Below are 24,576 nucleotides of genomic sequence, written 5' to 3' on the forward strand. Positions count from 1 at the left end.
CATCCTCGGCAGGGCCTGGGCCAACATCATCTGGCGCTGCTGGCAAGACAACGTCGGCTATGACCCCACCAAACACGGAGCCCTCCAAGCCCTTCTCAACACGACCACCAAGGCCGCCTAAACACCCAGGGGTTGACACAGGGCAACTCATCGGGTCACTCCGATCTCTTCGAAGATGGCGCGCAGGGCGCGCATGGCGTAATAGGTGCGCGACTTCACCGTGCCTTCGGGAAGTCCGAGGTCGGCAGCGGCCGAGGCGACGCTGTTGCCCCGGTAGTAGAGGGCCTCGATCACCTCACGGTGCTGAGGTGTCAGGCGATCCAACGCGGCGGAGACGAGCCATCCCTGGATGACGTCGTCGAGCTCGTCGGGTGCGGGCTGGGCCTCGAGCCTGACGTCGTCGTGGACCAGGCGGGGTCGGCGCTGGGTCGCGCGCCACTGGTCCGTGAGCAGGTTGCGCGCGACGGTGAACAGGTAGGCCCGGGGGTCCGTGTGCTCGGGGTCGAGCTTGTCCAGGTGGCGCCAGGCACGCAGCAGCGTCTCCTGGACGATGTCGCGCGCCTGGTCGCGGTCGTCGACATATCGCAGGGCGAAGGCGTAGAGCGCGCCGGCGTGCTGGTCGTGCAGAGCGGTCATCAGCCGCTGTTCGGGCGTCACCGCCGTGCCCTGTCCCGGATCGTTCGCCAACGGCATACCCGGGTATACGCCGCCGGCCGGAAATCGGTTCACCAACGAGACCCGTGGGCCGCTGCTGCGGGCTGTGGTGAACCATCCCGGGGTCTCGTCCGTGTCAGGTGCTGACAAGACCGCTGTGGGCCATCCCATCGATCAAGGAGAAGTTCATGCGTTTCGTACACCGCCCTGTTTCCCGGCGACGCGTAGCCACGGTCGGCGCGGTCGTCGCCCTGGCCGTCGGGGGGCCGGCGCTGGGCCTGGGAACCAGTCCGACGCAGGCTCACCCACCGCGCGCCGCGGACCCGATCCAGGCGCCCGCCCTCCCGGGGGCCCCGCCGATCGCCCGGGCCGACCGGGTCTACACAGCAGACCAGTCCTCGAACACGGTCACGGTGATCGACCCCCGCACCCGCACGGTCCTGGGGACCATTGCCCTGGGTGACCAGCGCCTGGGCGGGGACCTCGGGCCGCAGTACCTGCGTGACGTTGACGTCCACGGTCTCGGCTTCTCCCGCGACGGCCGCTACCTCGATGTCGTGTCCGTGACCACCAACACCGTCACGGTGCTCCGCACCGCGGACAACTCGGTGGTGTCCCGGACCAACGTCGGGCGTGCTGCGCACGAGGGCTTCTTCGCCCCCGACGGGGAGACCGTATGGGTCGCCGACCGGGCCCTGGCCCGGGTGGACATCGTCGACGCCCTCCATGGCGGTGTGGTGGGTGAGGTCGCGACGGACGACGGGCCGTCCAAGGTGCTGTTCAGCCCCGACGGGAGATACGCCTACGTCAACCACATCCGCTCTGCCACGATCGACGTGGTCAAGGTCTCCTCACGCAAGGTCGTCCAGCGCATCACGGGGCTTGCGGACGTGTTCTCCTCGGACATGGCGATCTCCCCCGACGGCCGTGAGCTGTGGGCGGCGCACAAGAAGGTCGGGAAGGTCAGCGTCGTCGATCTGCGATCCGGGCAGGTCACCAGCGTCCTGAGCACCGGGCCCGACACGAACCACCCCGCATTCGTCACCACCCCCAGCGCCGGGTACGTCTACCTCACTGTCGGCGGGCAGAACGCCACGAAGATCTACCAGCGACGCCCCGGCCAGGCGCCCTTGCTGGTCGGCAGCGTCCCGGCGAGTGGAGTCGAGCCGCACGGCATCTGGCCCAGTCCCGACAACTCCACCGTCTACGTCGTCAACGAGCACTCCGACAGCGTGGACATCATCGACACGGCAACCCGCACCCGAGTGGACACCCTGCACGTCGGTCAGGAGGGCCAGGCACTGGTCTACGTCGCAGGCGCCGTCCCCCAGGGGCCGGGCACCCAGAACCTTGGTCGCCAGGGCCTGGACCAACCGGTCCGCAACGCGGACGCCACCGTCACCGCCGGCCCGGGGCACGTCCAGGTCACCGTGCGCGGGGTCAAGGGCCTGGACATGGTCCAGCTCCAGGGCAGCGGGCTGACCCCGAACGCCACCTACACGGCATACGCCGCACGAGGGGCCGACCAGGTGCCCCTGGTGTCATTCACCGCGGACGCTCAAGGGGCTGCCCCGCAGGTCCTGGCGTTCGTCACGTTCCTGGGCGTCTACGAGATCACCGGGGTCCAGGTCCGTCCCAGCCAATGACGACCTGGACGGTGAACCGATCGCGGCCGGTGTGCGTGTCCACAGGTATGAAGAAACTCCGTTGCCTCGTGACCAGGCTTCCTCCGTTGCTGGCCGCCGCCGCCCTCACCCTCGCCGGCTGCAGCTCGGGGACTGCGGTCACGACACCCACGGGGGCCGAGGGCGCCGCCGCGTCGGGGCCCGCGTCGTCTGCGGGGGCAGCGTCAGCTGCGGGGACATCGTCCGCTGCGGCCAACTTCACCATCAAGGCCTACGTGTTCCCTCCCTTCACCGCCACGGCGGGGCAGAAGATCACCATCGTCGACGGCGACGGTGAGCCCCACACGGTGACCGCGGACGACGGCAGCTTCGACTCCGGCAGCTTCGATGCCGCCGCCCCGGGGACCCTCACCGTCCCGACCAAGCCAGGCGTCTACCCCGTGCACTGCACCGTGCACCCCACGATGCACGGAACGCTGACGGTCAAGTAGTCCTCTCGCACTACGATGCACCCAACCACCATCAAAGGGAGCCACCCATGAGTACCCTCCGTTCCACCCTCACCGTCGCCTCGCTCGCAGCCGCAGTCGTCGGGCTCAGCGGCTGCGGCTCCAGCAGCACGCCACCGGCCGCCGCGCCGGCTTCGAGCTCTGCGACGTCATCCAGCCCCTCGACGTCCTCCAGCTCCTCGACGTCGCCGTCAACCTCGGCCACGCCATCCACGAGCGCGCCCGCGGCAGCCTCCGGCGCTCTGGACGCAGCCAACCAGTCCAGCGACGGCAAGTCCGTCGTCGTGGACTCGGTCAGCATCGACGCCGCCGGCAAGGGCGGCTGGATCGCCCTGCACACCGACGTGGGCGGCAAACCCGGCCCGGTCAAGTACTTCGTGGCCGTGCCCGCCGGCGCCTCCACCAAGGTCGTCGTCCCCACCCCCGAGGGCATCCCCAGCGGCGACTACTGGCCCATGCTCCACGTCGATGACCACGCCGTCGGCACCTACGAGTTCCCCAAGGTCGCCGGGGCCGACCTCCCGGCCATGTCCGGCGGCAAGGTCGTCATGAAGAAGATCACCGTCACCGTCAAGTAATCCCCGCTTGCTGGCTGGTCGTACCCGCCCTCGACTCCTGGTCCAGATGGAGGCCCTGAGGTCGGGTGTGACACAGCCCACATCGGATCGCGTGGTTTCGCTGGGCATGTCGTTTGATGAGCCCGTTAAATGGGCACTGACGAAAGTATTCACGTTGAGTCCACGTTGCGGTTGTCTGACGTTCACTTTGCGTTGACGTGGTGTCAATGTTTGCTGCGATCTCCCGATCACGGGTATCAGAGGTCTGCGGCGTTGTCAGCGGACCCGTCTGCCGCACCGTTCGTCCAACATTCTGGTGGCGGGAGAGCGCGTGTTGCAGACCTGTTGGCGGTTTCGCCGGGCCATGGCTCCGCATACGGGGGCGTTGGCGGGCGGCGCCGCGCTGGTCGCTCTCGTTGCCGCGCTCGAGGTGGCCCTGCCCTGGCCCCTGAAGGTCATCGTCGACAACGTGTTGAAGGGGTCGGGGTCTGCTCGGAGCGACGTGTTGCTCGCCCGCCTGGGCATCTCCGGACGTGGTGGAGAGCAGCTGCTCACGCTGGCCCTCGGGGCACTGCTGGCGATCACCCTGCTCAATGCCGCGACGACCTACCTGGGGAACCGGGTCCTCAATGGGGTCGGTGAACGGGTCACCGCAGCGATCCGCGCCGAGGTGTTCGCCCATCTGCAGCGTCTGTCGCTGTCCTTCCACGACCGCCAGCGGCTGGGTGACCTGTTGACCCGCACGACGACCGATGTGGACTACGTACAGCAGCTGTTGATCTCGATGCTGTCGGTGTTGGTCCCCAACGTGCTCATCCTGGGCTTCATCACCGCGATCTGCTTCGTCGTCGACCCGGCGTTCGCGCTGATCGCCTTCGCCGTGGCGCCACTGCTGTTCGCGACCGTCGTCGTTTATCGTCGGCGGATCAAGGCGGCCTCGCGCACGGCGCGGAGCAAGGACAGCGACCTCGCCTCGACGGTCAGCGAGACCTTCTCCTCCGTGCGCGTGATGCAGTCCTACACGAGCGAGGCCCGTCACGAGGCGGGATTCAGGGCCCGCAACCTCGAGCGGATGAACGCGGGTCTGCGCGTGGTCAGGCTGCAGTCGGCGCTGTCCCCCCTCGTTGACGTGATCGTCGCCATTGGTGTGGTCCTGGTCCTGTGGGTCGGTGCGCAGCGGGTGCTCACCGGCGCGATGAGCCTTGGTCTCCTGCTGGTGTTCCTGGCCTATCTCAAGGCCCTGTACGACCCGATGAAGGCCCTGGCCAAACTGACCACCGTCGTCACCCGTGGACAGGTCAGTGCCGAACGGCTCAGCGACATCCTCAACACCTCGCCCCAGATCGTCGACCACGTCACGGCTCGGCCGGCACCTCCACTGAGCGGCATGGTCGAGCTGCGCGGGGTGCACTTCGGCTACCACGCCAACCAGTGCGTTCTCAAGGGCATCGACCTCAGGGTCGAGCCCGGCCAGATGGTGGCGATCACCGGGCCGACCGGCGCGGGGAAGTCCTCGGTGATCAGCCTGGTCCCGCGCCTCTACGACGTGGACGAGGGCGCCGTCCTGCTCGACGGCATCGACGTGCGCGACCTGGAGCTGGCCACTGTGCGCAAGCAGATCTCCCTGGTCCTCCAGGACTCGATCCTGTTCCACGGCACGATCTACGACAACATCGCCTATGGCGCCGACGACGTCACGTCCGAACAGGTGCTCGCGGCCGCTGAGGCCGCCTACGTCGACGAGTTCGTGCAGACCCTGCCCCTCGGCTATGACACGGCCGTCGCCGAGCGGGGGGTGAGCCTGTCCGGCGGGCAACGGCAACGGATCGCCATCGCCCGCGCCCTGGTGCGTGACACTCCCGTGGTCATCCTCGATGAACCGACCTCGGGCCTGGACGCCATCTCCGAGCAGTACGTCATGCGCGGCCTGGACCGGCTGATGGCCGGCCGCACCGTGATCGTCATCGCCCACCGTCTCTCGACCCTCAGACGCGCCGACAGGATCTACGTCATCGACCGCGGCCTCGTCGCGGAGGCCGGGCGACACGACGAGCTGGTTCACGCCGGCGGCCTCTACAGCCGCCTCGACCAGCTGCAGCAGACCACCACCACCACCACCCGCCCAGCCCCGACCTTGAGCCTCCTCCCCACCGGGACGGAGCCCCGCCCATGACCCGGACCAGTCCCGTCAGCGCCGGGGCTCTGCCCTGGCGCGTCGGTGAGCACGACATCCTCGAGGTGCTGCTGGTGCACCGTCGTAAGCACCAGGACTGGGCCATCCCCAAAGGCAATGTCGAACCCGGTGAGTCTGATCGCGCCTGCGCCCGGAGGGAGCTGCGCGAGGAGACGGGTCTGGACTGCCGTCTTGGCTGGGAACTGCCCAGCCTGCACTACCGGACGCCCACCCGAGAGCCGAAGACCGCCCGCTTCTGGGCGGCCACCGCCCGGTCAGGCACGTTCCGACCGAGCAGCGAGATCGACCAGACCCGGTGGTTCCCCTTTGCCACGGCCATCCGCGTCCTCACCAAGCCGCGCGAACGTGCGATCCCGCTCGCACTCGCCGCGCGCCTCCACGCACGGGGTGGGACGTCAGCGCTCGCCGGCCGGCAGCGCACGGTGCTGCTGGTCCGTGGCGGCTCGGCCACCCCTCGTGAGGACTGGCCAGACGCCGACGACACCCGTCCCCTCACGGAGAGGGGGACGCACGCCGCGCGCTCCCTCCTCGCACTGGGCACCGTTTTCGATGTCCAACAGGTGTTTTCGTCACCGGCATCCCGTTGTGTGGACACCGTCGCCCCACTGGCCCACAGTCAGGCACGGACCGTCCAGGTCTTCCACCACCTCAGCGACGGCGACCCCCGTGGCGCCCTGGACCTCGTCGACCGCGCCCGAGGCACCGGCACCGTGCTGTGCACCCACGAGGACGTCATCAACGGCGTCCTGGACCGCCTTGCCGCACGAGACCACACCACGCTGGAGACCCGCTCCAGCGGGCGCCGCGGCTCGGTCTGGGCGCTCACCGGGGACCAGCACCGCTACACCGCCGCCTACTACCTCCCGATGCCCCACCCGACCCCGATTTCCCGCCACCCGTCATCGCCCCCGATGCTCGATCCGTTCGACGTCGACACCGGAGCGGCCTGAGTCGGGACCCGGCGCGGGACCTCGCGGGCGTCGTCACCCCGGTGGCATTGCCTTGTCGAGGTTGTCGGTGAAGAACGCGAACATGCCCGGCAGCTCCTTCTGGAACGTGGTCCACGTGTGGGTGCCCTGCGGGATCACGTGAAGGTCCGCGGTCGTCGGCGGGCGGACGACCGCGAGGAAGGCCTGGTTCTCGTGGAGGGCGACCGGGTCTCCTGATCCCGCCCAGAGGCGCAGTCGCACGTCGGGAGCGTTCTGGGCAGCGACGACCTGGGGGCTGGTGGCGCGGGCGGCGGGGCTGCGCCCGGCCACGAGAGGGGTCTCGATGGTGAAGTATCCGCCCATGCTGGCCCCGACGGAGAAGACGTCCGGTCTGGCGAACAACAGGCGCGACGCGCAGTAGGCACCGCTGGAGACGCCGCCGACGCCCCACCCGGTCCGGGCCCCCGAGACGCGGAAGTCCGCCTTGATCATCGCGGGCACGTCGGTCTCCATGAACGTCCCGACGTTGGGCTGGCCGGCGAGGTCGGTGCACTCGGTGTCGAGCTGGGTCGAGAGCTGCAGCTGCGGCTCGACGATGACGAAGGGCGATATCTGCCCCGACGCCGCGCCCGCGGCCACGATGCCGATCTTCTCCGGGGAGAACCACTGCGTGTAGTTGACGCCGTCCCCGCCGGGATAGAGCACGAGCACCGGGAAGCGCGTGGTGGCGTATGCCGGTTGGTCGTACTGAGGCGGCAACCAGACCCACACGCGCATGGACACTCCCGAGGCCTTCCCCTGGAGGGTCGTGAGCAGGAGGCGGCCCACCGAGGCAGGCTGGGGCGAGAAGCGTTCGGCGCCGGGGCCAGGGCTCGACCACGTCGGCCCCGACGCGGTTGTCGTGCCCGGTGTCTCTGGTGCAGTGGACGTCGCTGTGGTGGTGGACGTCACCGCCGGGGACGACGTGGCCGTGGGGGAGGACCTGGTCGCCGAGGAGGGCGCCCTTGGTTCTGGTCCCGGCGTCGCTTGCAACGGCCCACACGCCGCGGTGCTCAACACCGTAGCCAGGATGAGACCAGCACTCAACGTCCATCGCACTCCGCCATGGTCCCTGATCGGCGCGCGCCCGGGGGGCGACGCACCGGTTTTGGGGGCAACTGGCATCAGACACACATCAGACGGCATACATCCGCGCCCCCGCTGCAGGTCGCCCCCAGCCTGCTCCCCCAGCCGGCTCCGAGGAGCCACTCAGGTGGCCTGGTTATCCTTATCGACGTGAAAGCCGGACGTGCAACGAGTCTCGCGAAGATCCTCAGGCTCCTCGTGGCGTTCCTGGCAGCCGCCGTGGTGATGGGGCTGCTGGGCGCGGGCCTCGTCGTGCCGGCGGTGGGAGCGGCAGGCGCCGCCACCCGGTCCGGCGTGGACGCGTTCGACGCCCTCCCGAGCGAGTTCGCCTCCGCGCCACTCTCGCAGCAGTCGAAGGTCCTCGACGTCAAGGGCAACGTCATGGCGACCCCCTATGACGTCAACCGCATCATCGTGCCGCTGAGCGAGGTGGCCCCGGTCATGCGCACGGCCCAGGTGGCCATCGAGGACAGCCGGTTCTACGAGCACGGCGGCGTCGACGTGCGAGGAGTCGTGCGCGCGGTCGTCTCGAACGCGTCCGGCACGAGCACCCAGGGTGGGTCGACACTCACCCAGCAGTACGTCAAGCTCCAGCTCCAGCAGACCGCCCTCACAGCCGGCAACAAGGCGGGTGCGGACGCAGCCATCGTCCGAAGCGGGGTGGCCGGCCTGACCCGCAAGCTGCAGGAGCTGAAGTACTCCATCCAGCTCGAGAAGACGATGTCCAAGGACGCGATCCTGCAGGGCTACCTCAACCTCGTCTACTACGGCGACCAGACCTACGGCGTGGAGGCGGCGGCGAGGCACTACTTCGGCAAGAGCGCCAAGGACCTCAACCTGCCCGAGGCGGCCCTGCTCGCGGGGCTCGCCCAGAACCCCGGCACCACCGACCCGGTCCACAACCCGGACCGGGCCTTCTCCCGGCGCAACGTCGTCCTCGACCGGATCCACGAGCTCGCCCTGATCACCGGCACCGAGCTCGCCGACGCGAAGGCCGTCCCGCTCGCGGCGATGCTGCACCTCACGGCCGCCCCAAGTTCCTGCTCGGGAGCCGGCGACACCGCCTACTTCTGCGACTACGTCCTCAAGTGGCTCGAGACCGACCCCTCCCTCGTCGACGCCCTGGGCTCGACGGTCGAGGAGCGGAAGAGGAAGATCTACGGCGGTGGCCTGACCATCCAGACGACGTTCGATCCCGACGTCGCCAAGGCCGCCCGTGAGGAGATCCTGCGGCGGGTCCCGCAGGGCAACAGCTACGGCATCGGCTCGGCCACCGTCGTGATCGACCCCAGGACCGGTGAGGTCCGCGGCATGGCCCAGAACACGGCATACAGCATCACCTCCACGAGCCCGGGCGAGACCGCGGTGAACTGGGCGGTCGACACCAAGTACGGCGGGTCCCAGGGCTTCGGGTTCGGGTCGACCGAAAAGGCCTTTGCCCTCGTGACGGCCCTCGAGCGCGGCATGTCGGGCAACTCGACGGTCGACGCCAAGGCCGCCGGGCCCAAACAGGCCGCGAAGTACACCTCCGCGGAGTTCCCCGGCGCGTGCGGCCTCGGGCGCTCGACGTGGTCCGTGCGCAACGACGAGACGGTGCAGGCCGGACCCATGACCCTGGTGCGCGCGACCGCCCGCTCGATCAACACGGCGTTCGTCGCCCTCGTCTCCCAGCTCGGCGCGTGCACCGTCCGCGAGACCGAGACCCGGATGGGGTTGCACCAGGCGAACGGTCAACCCGTCAAACCCTTCCCCGCGGCGATCACCCTGGGCACCGACTCCGTCTCCCCGATGACGGTGGCGAGTGCCTACGGCACCCTCGGCAACGACGGCATACATTGCTCCCCGATGCCGGTCACCGCCATCACGACCTCGGACACCAAGCCCCTGCCCGTCCCGAAGCCGGGGACGACGAACTGCCAGCAGGTCGTCGACCCCGACGTCGCGCACGGCGTGGCCGCCATCATGAGCAACGTCCTCACCGGAGAGGGCACCGCCGCGGCCAGCGCCCTCGCGAACGGCCGCCCCGCCGCCGGGAAGACCGGCACCACGGACGGCAACAACGAGACGTGGTTCGTCGGCTACACCCCCCAGCTGACGACAGCCGTCTGGGTCGGCACCCCGAACGACAACTCGCAGGTCCTGGACAACATCACGCTGGCGGGTCAGACCTACCCCGTCGTCTTCGGTGCCAGCATCGCGGCCCCCACCTGGAAGGCCATCATGGACCGGTTGCTGGCCAACCAGCCTGGCGCACCCTTCCCCGCCCCCAGCGACAGGTTCCTGACCGCGCCCCTGCCCTGACTGACCCCGGTCAGCTGCGCAGGGTGACCGGGGATCTCTCGCTGTCCGACCTGGCTCATGTCGTGGGCCTGAACCCGGTGGCGGTGGCTCCGAGCCAGGTCAGCGCCTCAGGGACGACGTCGGCCCACACGCTCATCCGGTGCCCGGCGTTGAGCTCGACGCGCGACGCGATCGCCAGCGGCGGGCGTGCGGCCTTGAGCAGCTCGGTGCTGCTGCTGTAGGACAGCGCGTCGGCCTTGCTGGTCTGCAGCCACAGGGCCACGGGTGGGGGCGAGGACCGGGCCAGTGCCAGCAGGTCGTACCTCTTGGCTCCCGAATCGCCAGCGGGGAACGGCTGGTAGCCCTTCCCGAACTCGGGGGAGGTGTATCCGCCGAGGATGATCCCGGCGCCGAAGACGTCCGGATGCAGCATCGCCGCCATCGCGGCGCACCAGCCGCCGGAGGAGAAGCCGAGCGCGGCCCACGAGGCCCGGTCCCGGCCGACCCGCAGCGCCGAGGCGATCTTGTCAGGGACATCCCTGGCCAGCCACGTCTCGACCTGCGGCTGGCCCTGGCCGCCGTTGACGCACTCGGTGTCCGTGCCGGCCGGGAACTCGATCTGCGGAGCCACGACGATCGCGTCGCTGATGACCTTCTGGCCCGAGAGGGCATCGATCGAGGGCACCAGGTTCACGCCTTGCATCCAGACCTCAGGGCTGCCCGGGTAGCCGTGGAACGCCTCGATGACCGGGTAGGTCCGGCTGGCGTTGGCCGGGTCCTCATAGCCGGCGGGAAGGCTGACCATCACCCGCCCGGACAGACCGCTGTGAGGGCCGGTGAGCGTGAAGGTCTGGATTCGCTGACCGGGCGAGGGCAGCGGCGGCAACGTCGCTGGGGGCGGGACGTCCAGCCCCGGGCCGGTGGGCTTTGCCTGGAGGGCCCTGGCCGCGCTCGCACCCCCTTGATCCTGCTGCACGCTCGGGGCGCTCGAGCCGAGGAGATCACCCCAGTCCGCGTACCAGCCGTTCTGGTTGTTCAACACCACACCCACCAGGACCAGCGCGGTGATGCTGACACCAACCTGGGCAAGAAAACGCCCGACGAATCCCCGCACCGATCGTCGGGTCCGGGGAAGCCACACCGCGCCGGCAACGAAGGCGGCCAGGGTCACGACCACGACCACCACAAGGAACGGGACGCCGGTCAGTGTCATGACACGGACTCGGTCTCGGTATCGGTGATCACGGGACCCGAGCGTAGGCGACGCTACCGGCGAAACCCTGAGCCCACGCTGGACGTATGCCGTGCCACAGCTCGCGTGGGCAGCCTCCGCGCCGACGTCAATGTGTAAATTGACGACCAAGAGGGCCCCATCTTTTGTCGCCCGTGCTGGCCCGGTGCCCCACCGACCTCCTAGTCTTCGGGCGGCCCGGTGACCACGCCGGGCTCCTGGAGATCGAAAGGGCACCACCATGCATCTGAAGAAGCTCCTCACCACCGCAACAGCCTCCGCGGCACTCATCGTCGGGGTGGCAGCATCCCCGGCCCAGGCCACTCATGCCTGGGGGCCTTACCACTGGTCGACCAGTGACGGGGTCGCCCGCCTGACCGTCTACTCCAGCCTCACCCCGGACTGGAGCGGGAACCTGTCCACGGCCAACAACGACTGGAACGCCAGCACCCACCTGCAGAACTCGGTGGTCGCCGGCAGCACCACGACCACGTCCCGTAAGCGCTGTGCAATGCCCACCGGAGCGATCCGCGTCTGCAACGCCGCGTATGGCTCCACCGGCTGGGCCGGCCTCGCCTCGATCAACAGCGCAGACGGCACCCACATCAGCCAGGCCAGCGCCAAGATGAACGACACCTACCTCTCCGGTGTGGGCGCCGCCGAGCGACAGGGCGTCATGTGCCAGGAGGTCGGCCACGACTTCGGCCTGGACCACCAGGACACCAACTTCACCAATGCCAACCTCGGTACGTGCATGGACTACACCAACGACTGGAGCACGAACCAGCACCCGAATGTCCACGACTTCGCCGAGCTGGACACCATCTACGGGCACGTCGACCGCGCGGCGGCCAGTCCGGCGGCACAGCCAGGGACGAGCACCATCCGCACGGGCACCACGGTCACGATCATCACCTGGGCTTCGTGACCCGACTCGCGCTCACCGCGCTGGCCGCAGCCGGGATCACCCTGATCTCCGGCTGCGGCCAGCCGCCGGGCCCGTCCTCTGCCGCGAGCGCAACGACGTCCAGCGGCCCGGCCACTCAGTCATCGGCTGCGGCAACCACCTCCGGCACGCTCAGCATCGTCCAACAGGGCGCCGGCACTGGCGACGTGTGGTCCGTCCGGATCGAGCGGCCGGACGCCAGCACCGTCTCCGAGACGGCATACCCCAGCGGGCAGCTCGCCCTGACGACGCAGCTCGCCCCGGGCCAGTACCGGGTGCTCAGCTGGCGCCGCCCATGCGCCGGTCCCTGCGCGACCGCCGGCGAGCAGGGACTGGCTGCCTTGCAGGACGTCTGCGGCGCGCAGGTCACCATCACCGCCGACGAGACGGTCCGCCGCACGGTGCTCATCAACCCCGACGGGTCCTGCTCCCTCGAGCCGACCCCCTGACGTCGTCAGGTATCGTCAAGGTGAAGGGGAGTAGTTCTCGCCGGCGTGCTGCGTGAGCAGCACGGGGCGACGGTGCGTCGACACACCGGCCTCGCGGCCCGGTGCACCACCCGTGAGACGGGCGAACGAGACCTTCGGCCATGTTTCCAGGCGTCGCTCGTTTGCGCACCTGCTGGCCGAGGGCCTGCGGGCACTCGGTCGGAAACGACCGCAGGAGAACCCATGTCATCGCCTCCACACAGCCCCCCCGACCCGGACCCGAGCCCCAGCCCGCGAGACGTGCGCCGCTGGCGCCAGTACCTCGCCGACGAACGGGCCGAGGCCGCGGTCTACCGCGAGCTCGCCAAGCGGCGGACGGGGAACTCCCAGGAGATCTTGCAGTCGCTCGCCGAGGCCGAGGGACGTCACGCCGCACACTGGTTGGCGCTGCTCGGACCTCACGTCGGCAAGCCGCGCCGAGGAGGAGTTCGCACGCGGGTGCTCGGGTTCCTCGCCCGGCACTTCAGCTCCGTCTTCGTCCTCGCCCTGGCGCAGCGTGCCGAGGGTCGCTCGCCCTACGCCGGCGACGCCCACGCCACCGACACGATGACCGCCGATGAGCGTATCCACGAGGAGGTGATCCGTGGCCTGGCCGCGCGAGGGAGAAATCGCCTGTCCGGAACCTTCCGGGCGGCAGTCTTCGGGGCCAACGACGGCCTGGTGAGCAATCTGGCGCTCGTGCTGGGCATCAGCGCGGCCGGGGTCTCGAACGGCACCATCCTGCTCACCGGACTGTCGGGTCTGCTCGCCGGCGCCCTGTCGATGGGCGCCGGGGAGTATGTGTCCGTGCGCTCGCAGCGCGAGCTCCTCGAGGCATCCTCGCCCAACCCCGACACGCACACGGCTCTCACACATCTCGACGTCGACGCCAACGAGCTCGTGCTCGTCTACCGGGCTCGGGGCATGTCGGCCACCGACGCAGAGATGCACGCCGCCGAAGTCCTGCGCAACCGCGACGTCGACCTCGATGCCACCTCGGCCAGCCCGGCGATCGACGAGCACGAGGCCATCGGGACGGGCTTCGGAGCCGCGCTGTCGAGCTTCAGCTTCTTCGCTTCCGGTGCCATCATCCCGGTCCTTCCCTACCTGTTCGGTCTGCGGGGCGTCGCGGCGCTGGTCACGGCGTCTGTCCTGGTCGGACTGGCGCTGCTCATCACGGGCGCCATCGTCGGACTCCTCTCGGGTGCGCCACCACTGAAGAGGGCGCTGCGCCAGATCGCAATCGGCTACGGCGCGGCCGGGGCCACCTACCTGCTCGGACTGCTCTTCGGCACCAGCGTCGCCTGACGTGGACACACACCTCGAGGAGGCGCCAGCCGCGCGTCAGAACAGCACACGGGACGGGGCGTCAGGGATGGGCCCCACGCTCCGTCCCGCGCCGAGTGTGCCTACTGGTAGAGGACGGCCGTGATCTTGGGGTCGGTGATGTTGGTCTTGTCGTACCAGTAGTAGCCGGTGTCGATGACCTTGTCCTGCGTCTGGCCCTTGATGGCCTTCATGGCGGACTTCACGAGCTCCTCGCCGATGCCGATCGGGTTCTGGGTGATGGCGCCTGCTTCGACGCCGCTGTTGATGGCGTCGATCTGGGCCTTGCCGGAGTCGAATCCGACCACCTTGATCCCGGTCTTTCCCAACTCCTGGACTCCCTTGACGACGCCGATGGCGGAGCCCTCATTGGTGCCGTAGATCCCGGCGATGTCGGGGTTCGACTGGATGATCGACTTGGTGATGTCGGCGGACTTGGCCTGGTCGCCGTCGCCGTACTGGGTGGGCAGCATGGTGATGCCGGGGGCGTTCGCCTTCATCCACTCCATGAATCCGTCACGACGGTCGGTGCCCGACTTGCTGGTCTGGTCGTGGGCGACGATGGCGACCGTGCCCTTGCCGCCGAGCATTTCGGACAGGTGCTTGGCGGCCTCGGCAGCCGCCTTCTTGTTGTCGGTGGACGCCGTGGCCACGGGCACCTGGCTGTCGACGCCGGAGTCGAACGCGATGACGGGAATGTTCTGGCTCTTGGCCTGCTGCAGCAGCGACTCGGCCGCCTTGCTGTCGAGGGCGGCGAAGCCGAGGGCGGCCGGCTTCTTGGCCAGGGCGTTGGTCAGCATGGTGATCTGGGCCTCGACCTCCTTCTCCGTCGCAGGTCCCTCGAAGGTGATGGTGGCCCCTTGCTTGGCGGCCTCCTGCTCGGCACCCTTCTTGACTGCCTGCCAGAACTGGTGCTGGAAGCCCTTGGAGACGATGGCGATGTAGGGCTTGTCCCCTGATCCGCCCGTCCCCCCGCTGCTGGCGGTGGATCCGCTGCTGCAGGCTCCGATGCTCAGGGCGAGCACGGAGGCGGCGACGGCGGTGGAAAGTCGTGTCCTACGCATGTGGTGGTGCTCCTTCGATGTGGTGGCTTGAGATGTGGGCGGTTTGTCCATCCCTGTGGGAGGGGATCTGTGAGGCGGGGCTCGGGATGCGGTTGGCCCCGCCTCAGTCGCCCCGGTGGGCGTCAGCCCGTCCGCTTGCGGGCCATGTCTGCATAGACGGCGATGAGAATGACGATGCCGAGGATGACGTTCTGCCACTCCTGCGGGACGGAGACGATCTGGAGACCGTTGTTGAGGACCGAAATGATGAGTGCCCCGATGACGGTCCCGACGATGGTGCCCTTGCCTCCCGAGAGGGACGTCCCGCCGATGACGACAGCGGCGATGGCCTGCAGCTCGTAGCCGGCGCCGGTCGCCGGCTGTGCAGACCCGAGCCGTGCGGAGATCATCACGCCGGCGAGACCGATGAAGAGTCCGGCCAGTGTGTAGATGATGATCTTCCACTTGTGCGTGTTGATTCCCGACAGGGCGGTGGCCTCCTCGTTGCTGCCGATCGAGTAGGTGTAGCGGCCGAGCAGCGTGCGGTTGAGCAGCACGGCCGAGATGATGGCCACCACGGCCAGAACGAGGACGGCGTTGGGGAACTGCACACCGGGGATGAGGTTGCCGGTCGACAGGGTCGTGTAGGACGGGACGTCGCTGAAGTAGATGGGCGCGCTGTGGGACACCACGAGTGCCAGGCCCTGGGCGACGAGCATCATCGCGAGAGTGGCGATGAACGGGGGCAGTCCAAGCTTGGCGATGTTGACCCCGTTGATGAACCCGATGAGGCCCCCGAACAGCACGGTGAGGAGCACGCCGAGCAGCATCGGCAGGTGCATCGTGACGATGAACGTCCCCGACATGACCGCACACAGAGCCATCCCCGTGCCGATCGAGAGGTCGATGCCGCCCGTGATGATGACGAAGGTCGTGCCGAGGGCGAGGAGGCCGATGACGACGGTCGAGAACAGGACGGAGGTGATGTTGCTGAAGGTCGCGAAGTTGGGGCTGGCCGCCGAGAAGAAGATGACGATGGCGATGAGGCTGGCGAAGGCCAGCAGCTGCTGCAGACGGGTTCGGAGGCTCTCCTTCATCCCGCCCGTTGCGGGCGCTCCGGTGGTGGCGGTCGGAGCGGGGCTTCGGGTGGAGGCGGTCATGCGCTTCCTGCTTTCTCGGGGGAGGCCGGTGGTGAGTGCGTGGTGTCCCTGGGGGGTGGTTGCAGGCCGAGCTCGACGGCATCCGCGGGGGACTCGTCGGGGCGCAGCGTCGCGAAGTGCATGACGCTCTCCTGGGTCGCGTCCGCAGCGGAGAGCGTCGCCGTGACGCGACCTTCGCTCATCACCACCACCCGGTGGGACATTCGCAGGACCTCGGGGAGCTCGGAGGAGATCATGATGATCGACTTGCCCGCGTGCGCGAGCTCGTTGAGCAGCCGGTAGATCTCCTCCTTGGCACCGACGTCGATGCCTCTGGTCGGCTCGTCGAAGATGAGGACGTCACAGTCCTTGACGAGCCACTTGGCGATGACGACCTTCTGCTGGTTGCCGCCGGAGAGGTTCTTGACCTCCTGCCTGACCGAGGGGGTCTTGATGCTGAGTGACTGGACGTACGCCTTGGCCTCGGTGCGGATGGCCTTGTCGTTGACGAATCCGCCGCGCGAGAACCGCTCGGAGAGCGAGCTGAGCGCGATGTTCGACGCAACCTGCTGATCGAGCAGCAGCCCCAGGTGCTTGCGGTCCTCCGAGAGGTAACCGATGCGCAGGGCGGCCGCGTCAGCCGGGGCGCTGACCTTGATCGGCTCACCGCGCAGTGCGATCGCCCCCGAGCTGATGGCGTCAGCACCGACCAGGGCCCTCGCCACCTCGGTGCGGCCCGCTCCCATGAGTCCGGCAAAGCCGAGGATCTCGCCCGCGTGCAGCTCGAAGGTGACATCCTTGAGCAGGCTCTTCGTCGACAGCCCGCTCACCGACAGGAGGACCTCCCGGTCGTCGCGCAGGTGTTCCGGCCGGGCGTTGTTGGTGATCTCCCGGCCCACCATCAGCGAGATGATCTCCCGCATGGTCGTGGTCGCCGTCTCGCGGGTGTCGACGTAGCGGCCGTCCCGGATCACGGTGATCCGGTCCGAGATGGACTTCAGCTCGTCAATCCGGTGGGAGATGTAGATGACGCCGGTCTCCGGGGTCCTGAAGCGCCGGATCAGGTCGTGCAGCACCGCGACCTCGGCGTCGTTCAGCGCCGCGGTCGGCTCGTCCATGATGAGCACCTTCGCGTCATGGGACAGGGCCTTGGCGATCTCGACGGTCTGTTGCTTCGCGACCGTCAGTGTTCCCACCAGTGCTCGTGGGTCCAGGGCGAGCTGCAGACGCTCGATGAGCTCCCCCGCGGTACGGTTGAGCGCACGGTCGTTGGTGAAGATGCCCCCGCGCCGCGGTTCCCGGCCGATGTAGATGTTCTGGGCGACCGTCAGGTCGGCCATCAGGTTGAACTCCTGATGGATGATGCTGACGCCGCGCTCCTGGGCCTGCTTGGGGTTGATGGCGACGAATTCCTCACCGTCGAGCACGAACCGGCCGGAGTCCGGGGTGTAGATCCCGGAGAGGAGCTTCATCAACGTCGACTTCCCGGCGCCGTTCTCCCCCACGAGTGCCAGGACCTCGCCATGCCTCAGGGTCAGGTGCATGTCGGAGAGGGCGCGGACGCCGGGGAAGCCTTTGCTGACTCCGTCCACGGCCAGGAGGAGGTGCTTCTCCGTCGCAGGTCCGGGGGTCTCCCCAGGTGTCGTGGTCATGGGCGTTCCTCCCGGGTCGTCGTGACGACTCCCTTGCGCAGCAGCGCGTTTCCGTAGACGCGGGTCTCCCCGGTCTGCACGATGAGAAAGGCGTCCTCGGCGAGGTCGTAGAAGGTGAGCCGGTCGACGAACCGTGTCTCGGCGCTGGTGAGCCGGGCCGCGTCGATCAGCTCACGCTGCACAGGAAGCACCTCGTCGGCGATGGAGGCCATGAGGTCCAGGGCCGGTGCGTCGTCCGGCGGCACGACGCTCCTGATCGCGCCGAGGACCTGCGGTGACGTCAGGCCCGGAAGCCTCACCAGGCGTGAGCCCAGGCGATGGCCGGGGAAGTGCGCGTCGACGATCGCCACGGAGTCGGAGTGCCCCATGTGGTCCAGGTGCAGCAACAGCTCACCGGTGAGGATCGGATGGATCCCTGACAGCACTCGAATCTCCTTTGAAATCGATTGCACCAAGTTAGGCGAGCGGAGGGCCCGCCTCAACGACCCACCCCGTCACGGTTTGGCGACAGTTCCCTCCGCGAGCATGGCCGGCCGCACCCTCAGCCCGCAGGTCCCCACGGCGGACGCAACGCATCCGCTGTCGGCCGTTGGTCGTCACCTGCGCCGGCAGGCGAGGCTCCACCTTCGGGTGTCACCGCCCGCGGGGCACTCACAGGGTCACGTCTCCACACAGGTGGACCTGCACCCCGAGCGCCTCGAAGAGGGCAGCCTTCACCAGGGCCGCCTTGTCGGCGGTGTGCGCGTCGGGTGCGTAGACGACGTTGAGGTGGTTCGCCTTGTGGCGGGCCATGAGCTGGTCACGGCTGACGCCGTGCAGGACGGCGTGCATGATGGGCCACTGCGGCGTCGTCGCGTCAAGGCGCCGCTGGGTCTCCTCCGGTGGGAGCTTGACGACCGTGCCGCGTCCGATGTCGACGTGCAGCCGACCGTCCATGAGGAAGACCCGTGACCAGACGATCTCCCCGGGGCGGGAGACCCCGCTCAACGTCCCGCCGCCGAGAGGGAAGAACATGGGTGGCTGGCGCATGCTGTAGGACTTGTCGTAGCCGCCGTTGTGCGCGGCGGGTACGGAGCCCGAGATCTCCATCACCCAGACGAAGTCGCCGTCAAAAGGGGCACCCCACCGGATGTCGTGCAGGGTGGTGGCCGGGTCAAGCCCCATCGCCGTCCAGATCCGGTTGGTGACGAGCGAGTCGACGGCCACGCCCTCGTCGACCTCGTTGAAGTGCGGGAGGGCGAGCCCGGCATACAGCTCGCGGGCGCCGTCGCGGGAGTGCACCGGCGGCCGCTCGACGTCGTTGAGCAGGCCCTCCGCGAGGTCACTGGCGGGGACGGTGTCCTTGAGGCCCTGCTGGTACTGGATGCCGACCGCGTCGAGGCCGAAGTCGTCCGCGATGCGTAACGCCGCGATGTACATCCGGAACTGGCTGAGCAGCTGTGCGTCGGTCAGCTCGGTTGCCTCCTCGGTGCCGGTGTGGAAGGTCATCCCCGCCCGGTCGAGCCAGTCACGCACCCCCTGCGCCTCGTCCGGCGTGACGGTGGCCATCTCGGCGACCAGGGCGCTCTGGGACAGCCGTTCCTTGTAGATGCCCAGCGGGTTGAGGAGCTCGTCGTCGAAGATGGCGTTGTACATGCCCATGCAGCCCTCGTCGAAGATCCCGATGATCGCCTTGTCGCGCTGGAGCTGGCTGGCGAGCGCACGGCCCAGCTCGACCTCGGGGCCGTCGGGCAGGGTAGGCAGGTCGTGGACATGGCTCAGGTCGTGGTGCAGCTCTCCGGTCTCGAGCCAGGTGGCCAGACCGTCCCGGGCCCACGCGTCGGTGAAGTCCTCGCTCCACAGGACCGAGTGGCGTATGCCGGCCTTGGTCAGGCTCGCCGTGAGGTTGAGCAACCCGACGAGACCGGGGAACTCGCCGCTCCAGTTGGCGACGAGCAGGATCGGCCCGGAGTGGCTGCGCAACCCTGCCAGCACGTGGTGGCTGTATTGCCACACGGCCTCGACGACGATCAGGGGCGCGTCGCCCGGGAGGGTCTTGAACACCTCGATGCCCGCCCGTTGGCTGTCGATGAAACCGTGACCCTTGACGCTGTCCATCGGATGACCCCGACGCACGCTCCAGCCCAAAGTGGTGACGGCCGTCGACAGGTCGGCCTCGAGCCTCTCCTGGGTGGGCCAGCACGTCACGTTGGCTCCAAGACGCAGATCACCGCTGGCCACCGTGTAGACCGTGTGGGCCTCCGCGACGACCGGCGCGGGCAGCGGGGGCAGGACGTAGGCGATCAAGAGTGTTCTCCTTCGGTGGCTGAGCAGGGGCAGGCACGGCGCCTTGCGCTCGGCGGCGTCCTTCTGAATCCGTGCGCGGGCGTGGGGGACGTCCGGCGTCGAGCTGTCGATGCTGAGGTGGTGGCGTGACTGGCCCCCAGGGACTGGCGGGGGATCACCGACTCCGAAGCGAGGAGCTCGTTCGGCCACACGGTGACAGACGCCGAGGTGGCCAGACCCCCGGCGAGGTTGTGCCTCCCCAGCTGGGCGCCCGCAGTGGCCCACAGGGCAGGGCTACTGGGGAGCCGCCGAGTGGCAGTCCGCGAGGATCTTCTCGGCCGTGAGAGCCACCCAGTGGTCCCTACCACTGACGCCGAGCACCTGGACCCAGTCGGACGAGGGCGCGCGCTTGATCGACGTGAGCCCGCCCACCACACGTCCGTATCCGTCTCGAACGAGCGGAGGCGGGGGAGGTCCACCGCGTGATGAGGCATCGCGCTGGTCGCCATGACGCCCAGAGTATAGAAATCGATTTCACTGTCAAGGTGCATGGTGCTCGGGGGTCACCTCAGGACGAGGGTCCGTGGCGGCCCGGAGGTGCCTCGAATGCGTTCCAGCAGGAACTGGGCGGCGTTGGAGCCCATCCGCCTCGCGGGCAGGTCGATGACCGTGGCGCCCTGCGTGTCGAGAAAGGCAAAGGGGGTGTCACCCAGGGCCGCGACGCCGATGGCCCGCACTGACGTCTTGCTCCCACCTGTGTCGAGGTATGCCAGAGCGCCGACGGCCATGAGGTTGTTGGCGATGAAGACGGCGTCAGGTGGCTGCTGCCCGGTCATCAGTGACTCCATGGCCGCGTGTCCGCCGGCGATGCGGTAGTCGCCGTGGCGCAGGTATCGTCGAGCAGACAGGTCGGGATGCCGATCCTGAAAGACCCTGCGCCAGCCGGCCGCCCGCTCCTTCGCCGTGTCGACGTCCTTGGGGCCGGTGATACAGGCCACCCGCTGGTAGCCACTGGCGTAGAGGCCTTCCGTCGCGAGGCACGCAAGGGCTCGGTTGTCGGCCAGCACCGCATCGACGCCGTGTCCTGCAGGAGACCGGTCCACAGCGACGAGGGGGATCCCTCGTCGGGTGACCTCTTCCAGCGCGCTGTGCCGGGATGCCGGCGCGATGATGATTCCGCCCACGTGATCAGCGATGGCGATGTCCAGGTATCGGCGCTCCTTGTCCAGGCGCTCGTCGCTGTTGCAGAGCACGACCGAGTATCCGAACTCCTGCGCGTGATCCTCCACGCCCCGGGCGACGGCTGTGAAGAAGGGGTTCTCGATGTCGGGGATGATCAGGGCGATGACTTCCGAGCTGCGCGTCCGCAGCGACCGGGCCGCCCGGTTGGGGACGTAGTCGAGGTCGGTGGCCGCCTTCCGGACCTTGAGCTCGTTGGTCACGGACACGCCGGTGCCGTTCATCACTCGAGAGACCGTGGCCGGGGACACTCCGGCGCGGGCCGCTACCTCGTAGATGGTCGCCATGACGCCGCGAGCCTACCGCCGGCCCGGGCCCGGGCGACGGACCACGTCACGGCTGACGGCGGATCCTCAGAGCTGGATGCCGCGTGTCAACGCTCCGTCGACGACGAGGTTGGCGCCGCTGACGCGGCTTGCGGCCGGGCTGGCCAGGAACAGGACCGGGCGCGCGATCTCCTCGCACGTGCCCATGTGGCCGGTGGGGTTGAGTTCGACCGCAGCGTTGAACAAGTCGGGGTCGCCTGCTTCTATGCTCGACCAGACGCCGCCCTCGAAGTAGGTGTTCCCGGGAGAGACGGTGTTGGCGCGGATCCCCTTGGCGGCCAACTGCATCGCCAACCCGTGGATGTATCCGACGATCGCGGTCTTGGCCGTCCCGTAGGGACCGGAGGCGAAGTCCGACTCGCGCCCCGAGACGCTGGAGATGGCGATGATCGAGGCGGCGTCGCTTCTCTCGAGGTGCGGCATCGCTGCTCTCACGAGTCGCACGGTGTGCATGAGGTCGACGTTGAGGCTGGCCAGCCAGTTCTCCTCGGTGTCAGGGATCGCCAACGCGCTGACGTTGGCAACGACCACGTCGAGTCCGCCGAGGTCCTGCGCGGAGCGTTCCACCCACGCCTCCAGCGCGGCTGCGTCGCCGACGTCCACGACCGTACCGGTGACGTGCCCCCGGTCGCTCAGCGCCTGCTGCGCTGCGGACGTGTCCTCGGGGTTGCGGGCGCAGAATCCAACCGCTGCTCCCTCGTCCAGGAAGCCAGCCACGATGGCCCGGCCGATGCCGCGCGTCCCCCCGGTGACGAGAACGCGCTTGCCGGTGAGCTGAAGGTCCATGTCGACAGTGGCCTTTCGGTGTGAGGTCCGAGTGGGGAGAAGTCAGAGCCTGCGGGCACGGGCCCGCAGGTCGTCGTGGATGCCGCCGAACGCGTGTGCATCTGGGAGGAGTGCCTTGGCCACCTTGACCACCACGCTGTAGTTGGCGTCCACCACGTTGGCGACGGGGACCTGCGCCACCTGGGAGACCAGCTGGTAGGCGTCGATGGGGTGCAGGCCGTACAGCTGCCCGATCCAGTGGACCATCTCGGCGTTCGCGATCCGCCAGGAGTCCTCCATCGGCCGGCTTGAACCGATGGCCATCCAGTGCGTGTCGTCCTCTATCCGTGGCCATGCGGGCGCTGCGCCCTTGATGAGCTCGACGATGAGGGTGGTGGTCATCGCGCCCTCGACTGCGGTGCCACATGCCTCGCCCTCACCCTGACGGTAGTGGCCATCACCGATCGAGAACAGGGCACCCTCGACGTTCACGCCGAGGAACACGGTGGCCCCGGCCCGCATCTGGGGGGTGTCCATGTTGCCACCAAAGCGTTCCGGGACCAGGGACGAACGGACCTCGTTGCCGGCCGGCGCCACCCCCACGGTTCCCAACATCGGCTCGAGGGGCAGTTCGATGCGGTGATCGCTGTGTCGGGCGGCAAACGCGACGGTGCGACGAGCGCGGTCCAGCTCATAGATCCACGTGGTGTCCGGGAGCGCAGCCTGCAGGCTCACCGTCCGGTCAGTGCTGGTCATGCCCCCGAAGAACGGGATCGCCGCAGACGCCCCCCACTCTCGCGCCGGTTCCAAGGCCACGAGGTGAAGGGCCAGCGTGTCCCCCGGCTGGGCGCCCTCGACGTAGAACGGACCGGTCTGGGGGTTGACGAACCGCAGGTCGACCTTCGCCGCGGACAGGTCGTCCACGCTCTGCAGCGCCCCGCCGAAGGCGTCGTCGGACCACAGGCGGAGAGCTTCGCCAGGTTTGACCCGCAGAGCCGGCGCAGCACCCCCGAAGGTGTACACGTACTGCTCGCGAGTCGGCGTGTATGCCCGTACGTCCATCGCTGAAACCTACCTCAGCCGGGGCGCAGCGTGACCTGCTCAGGACGAAGTTCCGCTACGCGGGTGACGCCCACCAACGCCATCGTGGTCTCGATCTCCCGAGCGAGGATCTGCGTCGCTCGCTGCACGCCCCGCTCGCCACCGGCCATGAGCCCGTAGAGGTACGCCCGCCCGATACCGACCGCGCGCGCACCCAGCGCCACCGCCGCCACGACGTCCCCGCCGCTGAGGACACCCCCATCGAGGTAGACCTCGGCCCGTTCACCGACTGCGTCGACGACCTCGGGCAGGCGTTCGAGCGGGGTAGGTGCACGGTCGAGCTGACGGCCGCCGTGATTGGACACGATCACGGCATCCGCCCCGGCATCGACCACGGCGCGGGCATCAGTGGCTGTCTGAATTCCCTTCACGACGAGGGGACCGGCCCAGACCTCGCGCAGCCACACGAGATCCGCCATCGTGAGCGCAGGGTCGAAGATCGTGGCGGCCAGCTCGGCGACCGTTCCATCGAACCGGTTGAGGGACGCGAACTCCAGCACGTCGGTGGTCAGCAGGTCGAACCACCACCTCGGGTGAGTGGCGCCCTCGGCGAAGGTACTCAGGGTCAGCGAAGGGGGAAGGGTCAAGCCGTTGCGGACGTCGCGTCGCCGTATCCCTGCCACGGGGGTGTCCACGGTGAGGATGAGGGCCTCGTATCCCGCCGCCTCGGCGCGCTGGACGAGGTCGAGGCTGGCTGACCGGTCCCGCCACAGGTAGAGCTGGAACCACCGCCGACACTCTGGCGCCGCCTCTGCCAGCTGCTCGATGGAGGTCGTCCCCATCGTCGACAAGGCGTACGGGATCCCGGCGTGCTCCGCGACCCGCGCCACGGCCGACTCCCCCTCCGTGTGCATCATCCGGGTGAACCCGGTCGGGCAGAATATCAGCGGCAGCGACGCGTGGCGGCCCAGGATGGTGGTGGACAGGTCGATCGAGGACACGTCCTGCAGCACCCGGGGCTGGAACTCCACCCGAGCGAACGCGGCCCGCGAGCGGAGCAGGCTGATCTCCTCACCCGCGCCGCCGTCGGTGTAGTCGAACACTGCTCGCGGCGCCCGCCTCCTGGCCGCCAGACGCAGATCCGACACCGAGGCCGCGCCCGCGAGGCGTCGCTCGGTCGGGTCGATCGACCAGGACACCGCCCGCGGTCGTAGCATCGGCTGCAGGTCGGACCACCTCGGCCGATGTCGGCTGCTCACCCCA

22 protein-coding genes and 1 pseudogene are annotated in these 24,576 nt (G+C 68.7%); 9 read left to right on the forward strand and 14 right to left on the reverse strand.

Features of this window, described 5'->3' with window-relative positions; all coding sequences use genetic code 11:
• Window positions 1-147: 147 nt before the first annotated feature.
• Window positions 148-825, reverse strand: a complete 678-nt coding sequence (locus ACLL9L_RS08970; RefSeq protein ID WP_411284305.1) for a sigma-70 family RNA polymerase sigma factor — start codon at window positions 823-825, stop codon at window positions 148-150.
• A 17-nt stretch (window positions 826-842) separates the two neighbouring features.
• On the opposite strand from ACLL9L_RS08970, the gene ACLL9L_RS08975 reads away from it, so the two are divergent.
• The 5 genes from ACLL9L_RS08975 to ACLL9L_RS08995 all read left to right on the forward strand — a co-directional run bounded on the left by ACLL9L_RS08975 (window position 843) and on the right by ACLL9L_RS08995 (window position 6,489).
• Window positions 843-2,300, forward strand: a complete 1,458-nt coding sequence (locus ACLL9L_RS08975; protein WP_411284306.1) for a YncE family protein — start codon at window positions 843-845, stop codon at window positions 2,298-2,300.
• Window positions 2,301-2,368: 68 nt separating this feature from the next.
• A complete protein-coding gene (locus ACLL9L_RS08980; RefSeq protein WP_411284307.1) occupies window positions 2,369-2,770 on the forward strand; it encodes a hypothetical protein in 402 nt (133 codons plus the stop codon).
• Window positions 2,771-2,817: 47 nt separating this feature from the next.
• Window positions 2,818-3,366, forward strand: coding sequence for a hypothetical protein (locus ACLL9L_RS08985; protein ID WP_411284308.1), 549 nt, complete (start codon window positions 2,818-2,820; stop codon window positions 3,364-3,366).
• A 343-nt stretch (window positions 3,367-3,709) separates the two neighbouring features.
• On the forward strand, window positions 3,710-5,518 hold the full coding sequence (locus ACLL9L_RS08990) for an ABC transporter ATP-binding protein (protein ID WP_411284309.1): 1,809 nt from the start codon (window positions 3,710-3,712) through the stop codon (window positions 5,516-5,518).
• Window positions 5,515-6,489 carry an NUDIX hydrolase gene (locus ACLL9L_RS08995; RefSeq protein ID WP_411284310.1) on the forward strand — a complete coding sequence of 325 codons (975 nt, stop codon included), beginning with the start codon at window positions 5,515-5,517 and terminating at the stop codon, window positions 6,487-6,489. Before ACLL9L_RS08990 ends, ACLL9L_RS08995 begins: the two co-directional genes overlap by 4 nt.
• A gap of 33 nt (window positions 6,490-6,522) precedes the next feature.
• Here ACLL9L_RS08995 and ACLL9L_RS09000 read toward each other — a convergent pair whose 3' ends face one another.
• A complete protein-coding gene (locus ACLL9L_RS09000) occupies window positions 6,523-7,296 on the reverse strand; it encodes an alpha/beta hydrolase (protein ID WP_411284311.1) in 774 nt (257 codons plus the stop codon).
• Between the two features lie 447 nt (window positions 7,297-7,743).
• Between ACLL9L_RS09000 and ACLL9L_RS09005 the strand changes: the two genes are divergently transcribed.
• On the forward strand, window positions 7,744-9,894 hold the full coding sequence (locus ACLL9L_RS09005; RefSeq protein WP_411284312.1) for a transglycosylase domain-containing protein: 2,151 nt from the start codon (window positions 7,744-7,746) through the stop codon (window positions 9,892-9,894).
• 55 nt (window positions 9,895-9,949) lie between these two features.
• On the opposite strand, the gene ACLL9L_RS09010 is transcribed toward ACLL9L_RS09005, so the two are convergent.
• Complete coding sequence (locus tag ACLL9L_RS09010) at window positions 9,950-11,086, reverse strand: alpha/beta hydrolase (protein WP_411284313.1); 1,137 nt, start codon at window positions 11,084-11,086, stop codon at window positions 9,950-9,952.
• Window positions 11,087-11,345: 259 nt separating this feature from the next.
• On the opposite strand from ACLL9L_RS09010, the gene ACLL9L_RS09015 reads away from it, so the two are divergent.
• The 3 genes from ACLL9L_RS09015 (at window position 11,346) to ACLL9L_RS09025 (ending at window position 13,825) form a co-directional block, all read left to right on the forward strand.
• Window positions 11,346-12,032, forward strand: coding sequence for a hypothetical protein (locus tag ACLL9L_RS09015; RefSeq protein WP_411284314.1), 687 nt, complete (start codon window positions 11,346-11,348; stop codon window positions 12,030-12,032).
• The gene (locus tag ACLL9L_RS09020; protein ID WP_411284315.1) at window positions 12,029-12,499 is read left to right on the forward strand and encodes a hypothetical protein; all 471 of its coding nucleotides are present in this window, start codon (window positions 12,029-12,031) and stop codon (window positions 12,497-12,499) included. Before ACLL9L_RS09015 ends, ACLL9L_RS09020 begins: the two co-directional genes overlap by 4 nt.
• Before the next feature lie 222 nt (window positions 12,500-12,721).
• Entirely contained in the window at window positions 12,722-13,825 is a 1,104-nt protein-coding gene (locus ACLL9L_RS09025; protein WP_411284316.1) for a VIT1/CCC1 transporter family protein, read from the forward strand.
• Between the two features lie 101 nt (window positions 13,826-13,926).
• Here the strand turns inward: ACLL9L_RS09025 and ACLL9L_RS09030 are convergent, their stop codons facing one another.
• The 11 genes and pseudogenes from ACLL9L_RS09030 to ACLL9L_RS09080 form a co-directional block, all read right to left on the reverse strand.
• On the reverse strand, window positions 13,927-14,907 hold the full coding sequence (locus ACLL9L_RS09030; RefSeq protein WP_411284317.1) for an ABC transporter substrate-binding protein: 981 nt from the start codon (window positions 14,905-14,907) through the stop codon (window positions 13,927-13,929).
• Between the two features lie 122 nt (window positions 14,908-15,029).
• A complete protein-coding gene (locus ACLL9L_RS09035; RefSeq protein WP_411284318.1) occupies window positions 15,030-16,046 on the reverse strand; it encodes an ABC transporter permease in 1,017 nt (338 codons plus the stop codon).
• Window positions 16,043-17,143, reverse strand: coding sequence for a sugar ABC transporter ATP-binding protein (locus tag ACLL9L_RS09040; RefSeq protein ID WP_411284340.1), 1,101 nt, complete (start codon window positions 17,141-17,143; stop codon window positions 16,043-16,045). Before ACLL9L_RS09040 ends, ACLL9L_RS09035 begins: the two co-directional genes overlap by 4 nt.
• Window positions 17,138-17,677, reverse strand: a pseudogene (locus ACLL9L_RS09045) (ATP-binding cassette domain-containing protein); the annotation flags it as partial. The gene ACLL9L_RS09040 and the pseudogene ACLL9L_RS09045, both read right to left, overlap by 6 nt.
• Entirely contained in the window at window positions 17,674-18,102 is a 429-nt protein-coding gene (locus tag ACLL9L_RS09050; RefSeq protein WP_411284319.1) for an RbsD/FucU family protein, read from the reverse strand. The pseudogene ACLL9L_RS09045 and the gene ACLL9L_RS09050, both read right to left, overlap by 4 nt.
• Before the next feature lie 226 nt (window positions 18,103-18,328).
• Complete coding sequence (locus ACLL9L_RS09055) at window positions 18,329-19,963, reverse strand: fucose isomerase (protein ID WP_411284320.1); 1,635 nt, start codon at window positions 19,961-19,963, stop codon at window positions 18,329-18,331.
• A 273-nt stretch (window positions 19,964-20,236) separates the two neighbouring features.
• Window positions 20,237-20,374 carry a hypothetical protein gene (locus ACLL9L_RS09060; RefSeq protein ID WP_411284321.1) on the reverse strand — a complete coding sequence of 46 codons (138 nt, stop codon included), beginning with the start codon at window positions 20,372-20,374 and terminating at the stop codon, window positions 20,237-20,239.
• 131 nt (window positions 20,375-20,505) lie between these two features.
• A complete protein-coding gene (locus tag ACLL9L_RS09065) occupies window positions 20,506-21,468 on the reverse strand; it encodes a LacI family DNA-binding transcriptional regulator (protein WP_411284322.1) in 963 nt (320 codons plus the stop codon).
• 66 nt (window positions 21,469-21,534) lie between these two features.
• On the reverse strand, window positions 21,535-22,293 hold the full coding sequence (locus tag ACLL9L_RS09070; protein ID WP_411284323.1) for an SDR family NAD(P)-dependent oxidoreductase: 759 nt from the start codon (window positions 22,291-22,293) through the stop codon (window positions 21,535-21,537).
• A 42-nt stretch (window positions 22,294-22,335) separates the two neighbouring features.
• Window positions 22,336-23,334, reverse strand: a complete 999-nt coding sequence (locus ACLL9L_RS09075; protein ID WP_411284324.1) for an acetamidase/formamidase family protein — start codon at window positions 23,332-23,334, stop codon at window positions 22,336-22,338.
• 14 nt (window positions 23,335-23,348) lie between these two features.
• Complete coding sequence (locus ACLL9L_RS09080; protein WP_411284325.1) at window positions 23,349-24,572, reverse strand: alpha-hydroxy acid oxidase; 1,224 nt, start codon at window positions 24,570-24,572, stop codon at window positions 23,349-23,351.
• Window positions 24,573-24,576 lie beyond the last annotated feature (4 nt).

This window comes from Lapillicoccus sp., assembly GCF_046595215.1.
Taxonomy (GTDB): Bacteria; Actinomycetota; Actinomycetes; order Actinomycetales; family Dermatophilaceae; genus Lapillicoccus.

What these genes read in the sequence shown, in the direction of transcription:
- ACLL9L_RS08970 (WP_411284305.1), bottom strand. Translation starts at nt 825, where the DNA reads ATGGGATGGCCCACAGCGGTCTTGTCAGCACCTGACACGGACGAGACC.
- ACLL9L_RS08975 (WP_411284306.1), top strand. Translation starts at nt 843, where the DNA reads ATGCGTTTCGTACACCGCCCTGTTTCCCGGCGACGCGTAGCCACGGTC.
- ACLL9L_RS08985 (WP_411284308.1), top strand. Translation starts at nt 2,818, where the DNA reads ATGAGTACCCTCCGTTCCACCCTCACCGTCGCCTCGCTCGCAGCCGCA.
- ACLL9L_RS08990 (WP_411284309.1), top strand. Translation starts at nt 3,710, where the DNA reads ATGGCTCCGCATACGGGGGCGTTGGCGGGCGGCGCCGCGCTGGTCGCT.
- ACLL9L_RS08995 (WP_411284310.1), top strand. Translation starts at nt 5,515, where the DNA reads ATGACCCGGACCAGTCCCGTCAGCGCCGGGGCTCTGCCCTGGCGCGTC.
- ACLL9L_RS09010 (WP_411284313.1), bottom strand. Translation starts at nt 11,086, where the DNA reads ATGACACTGACCGGCGTCCCGTTCCTTGTGGTGGTCGTGGTCGTGACC.
- ACLL9L_RS09015 (WP_411284314.1), top strand. Translation starts at nt 11,346, where the DNA reads ATGCATCTGAAGAAGCTCCTCACCACCGCAACAGCCTCCGCGGCACTC.
- ACLL9L_RS09025 (WP_411284316.1), top strand. Translation starts at nt 12,722, where the DNA reads ATGTCATCGCCTCCACACAGCCCCCCCGACCCGGACCCGAGCCCCAGC.
- ACLL9L_RS09030 (WP_411284317.1), bottom strand. Translation starts at nt 14,907, where the DNA reads ATGCGTAGGACACGACTTTCCACCGCCGTCGCCGCCTCCGTGCTCGCC.
- ACLL9L_RS09035 (WP_411284318.1), bottom strand. Translation starts at nt 16,046, where the DNA reads ATGACCGCCTCCACCCGAAGCCCCGCTCCGACCGCCACCACCGGAGCG.
- ACLL9L_RS09040 (WP_411284340.1), bottom strand. Translation starts at nt 17,143, where the DNA reads ATGGACGAGCCGACCGCGGCGCTGAACGACGCCGAGGTCGCGGTGCTG.
- ACLL9L_RS09065 (WP_411284322.1), bottom strand. Translation starts at nt 21,468, where the DNA reads ATGGCGACCATCTACGAGGTAGCGGCCCGCGCCGGAGTGTCCCCGGCC.
- ACLL9L_RS09070 (WP_411284323.1), bottom strand. Translation starts at nt 22,293, where the DNA reads ATGGACCTTCAGCTCACCGGCAAGCGCGTTCTCGTCACCGGGGGGACG.
- ACLL9L_RS09075 (WP_411284324.1), bottom strand. Translation starts at nt 23,334, where the DNA reads ATGGACGTACGGGCATACACGCCGACTCGCGAGCAGTACGTGTACACC.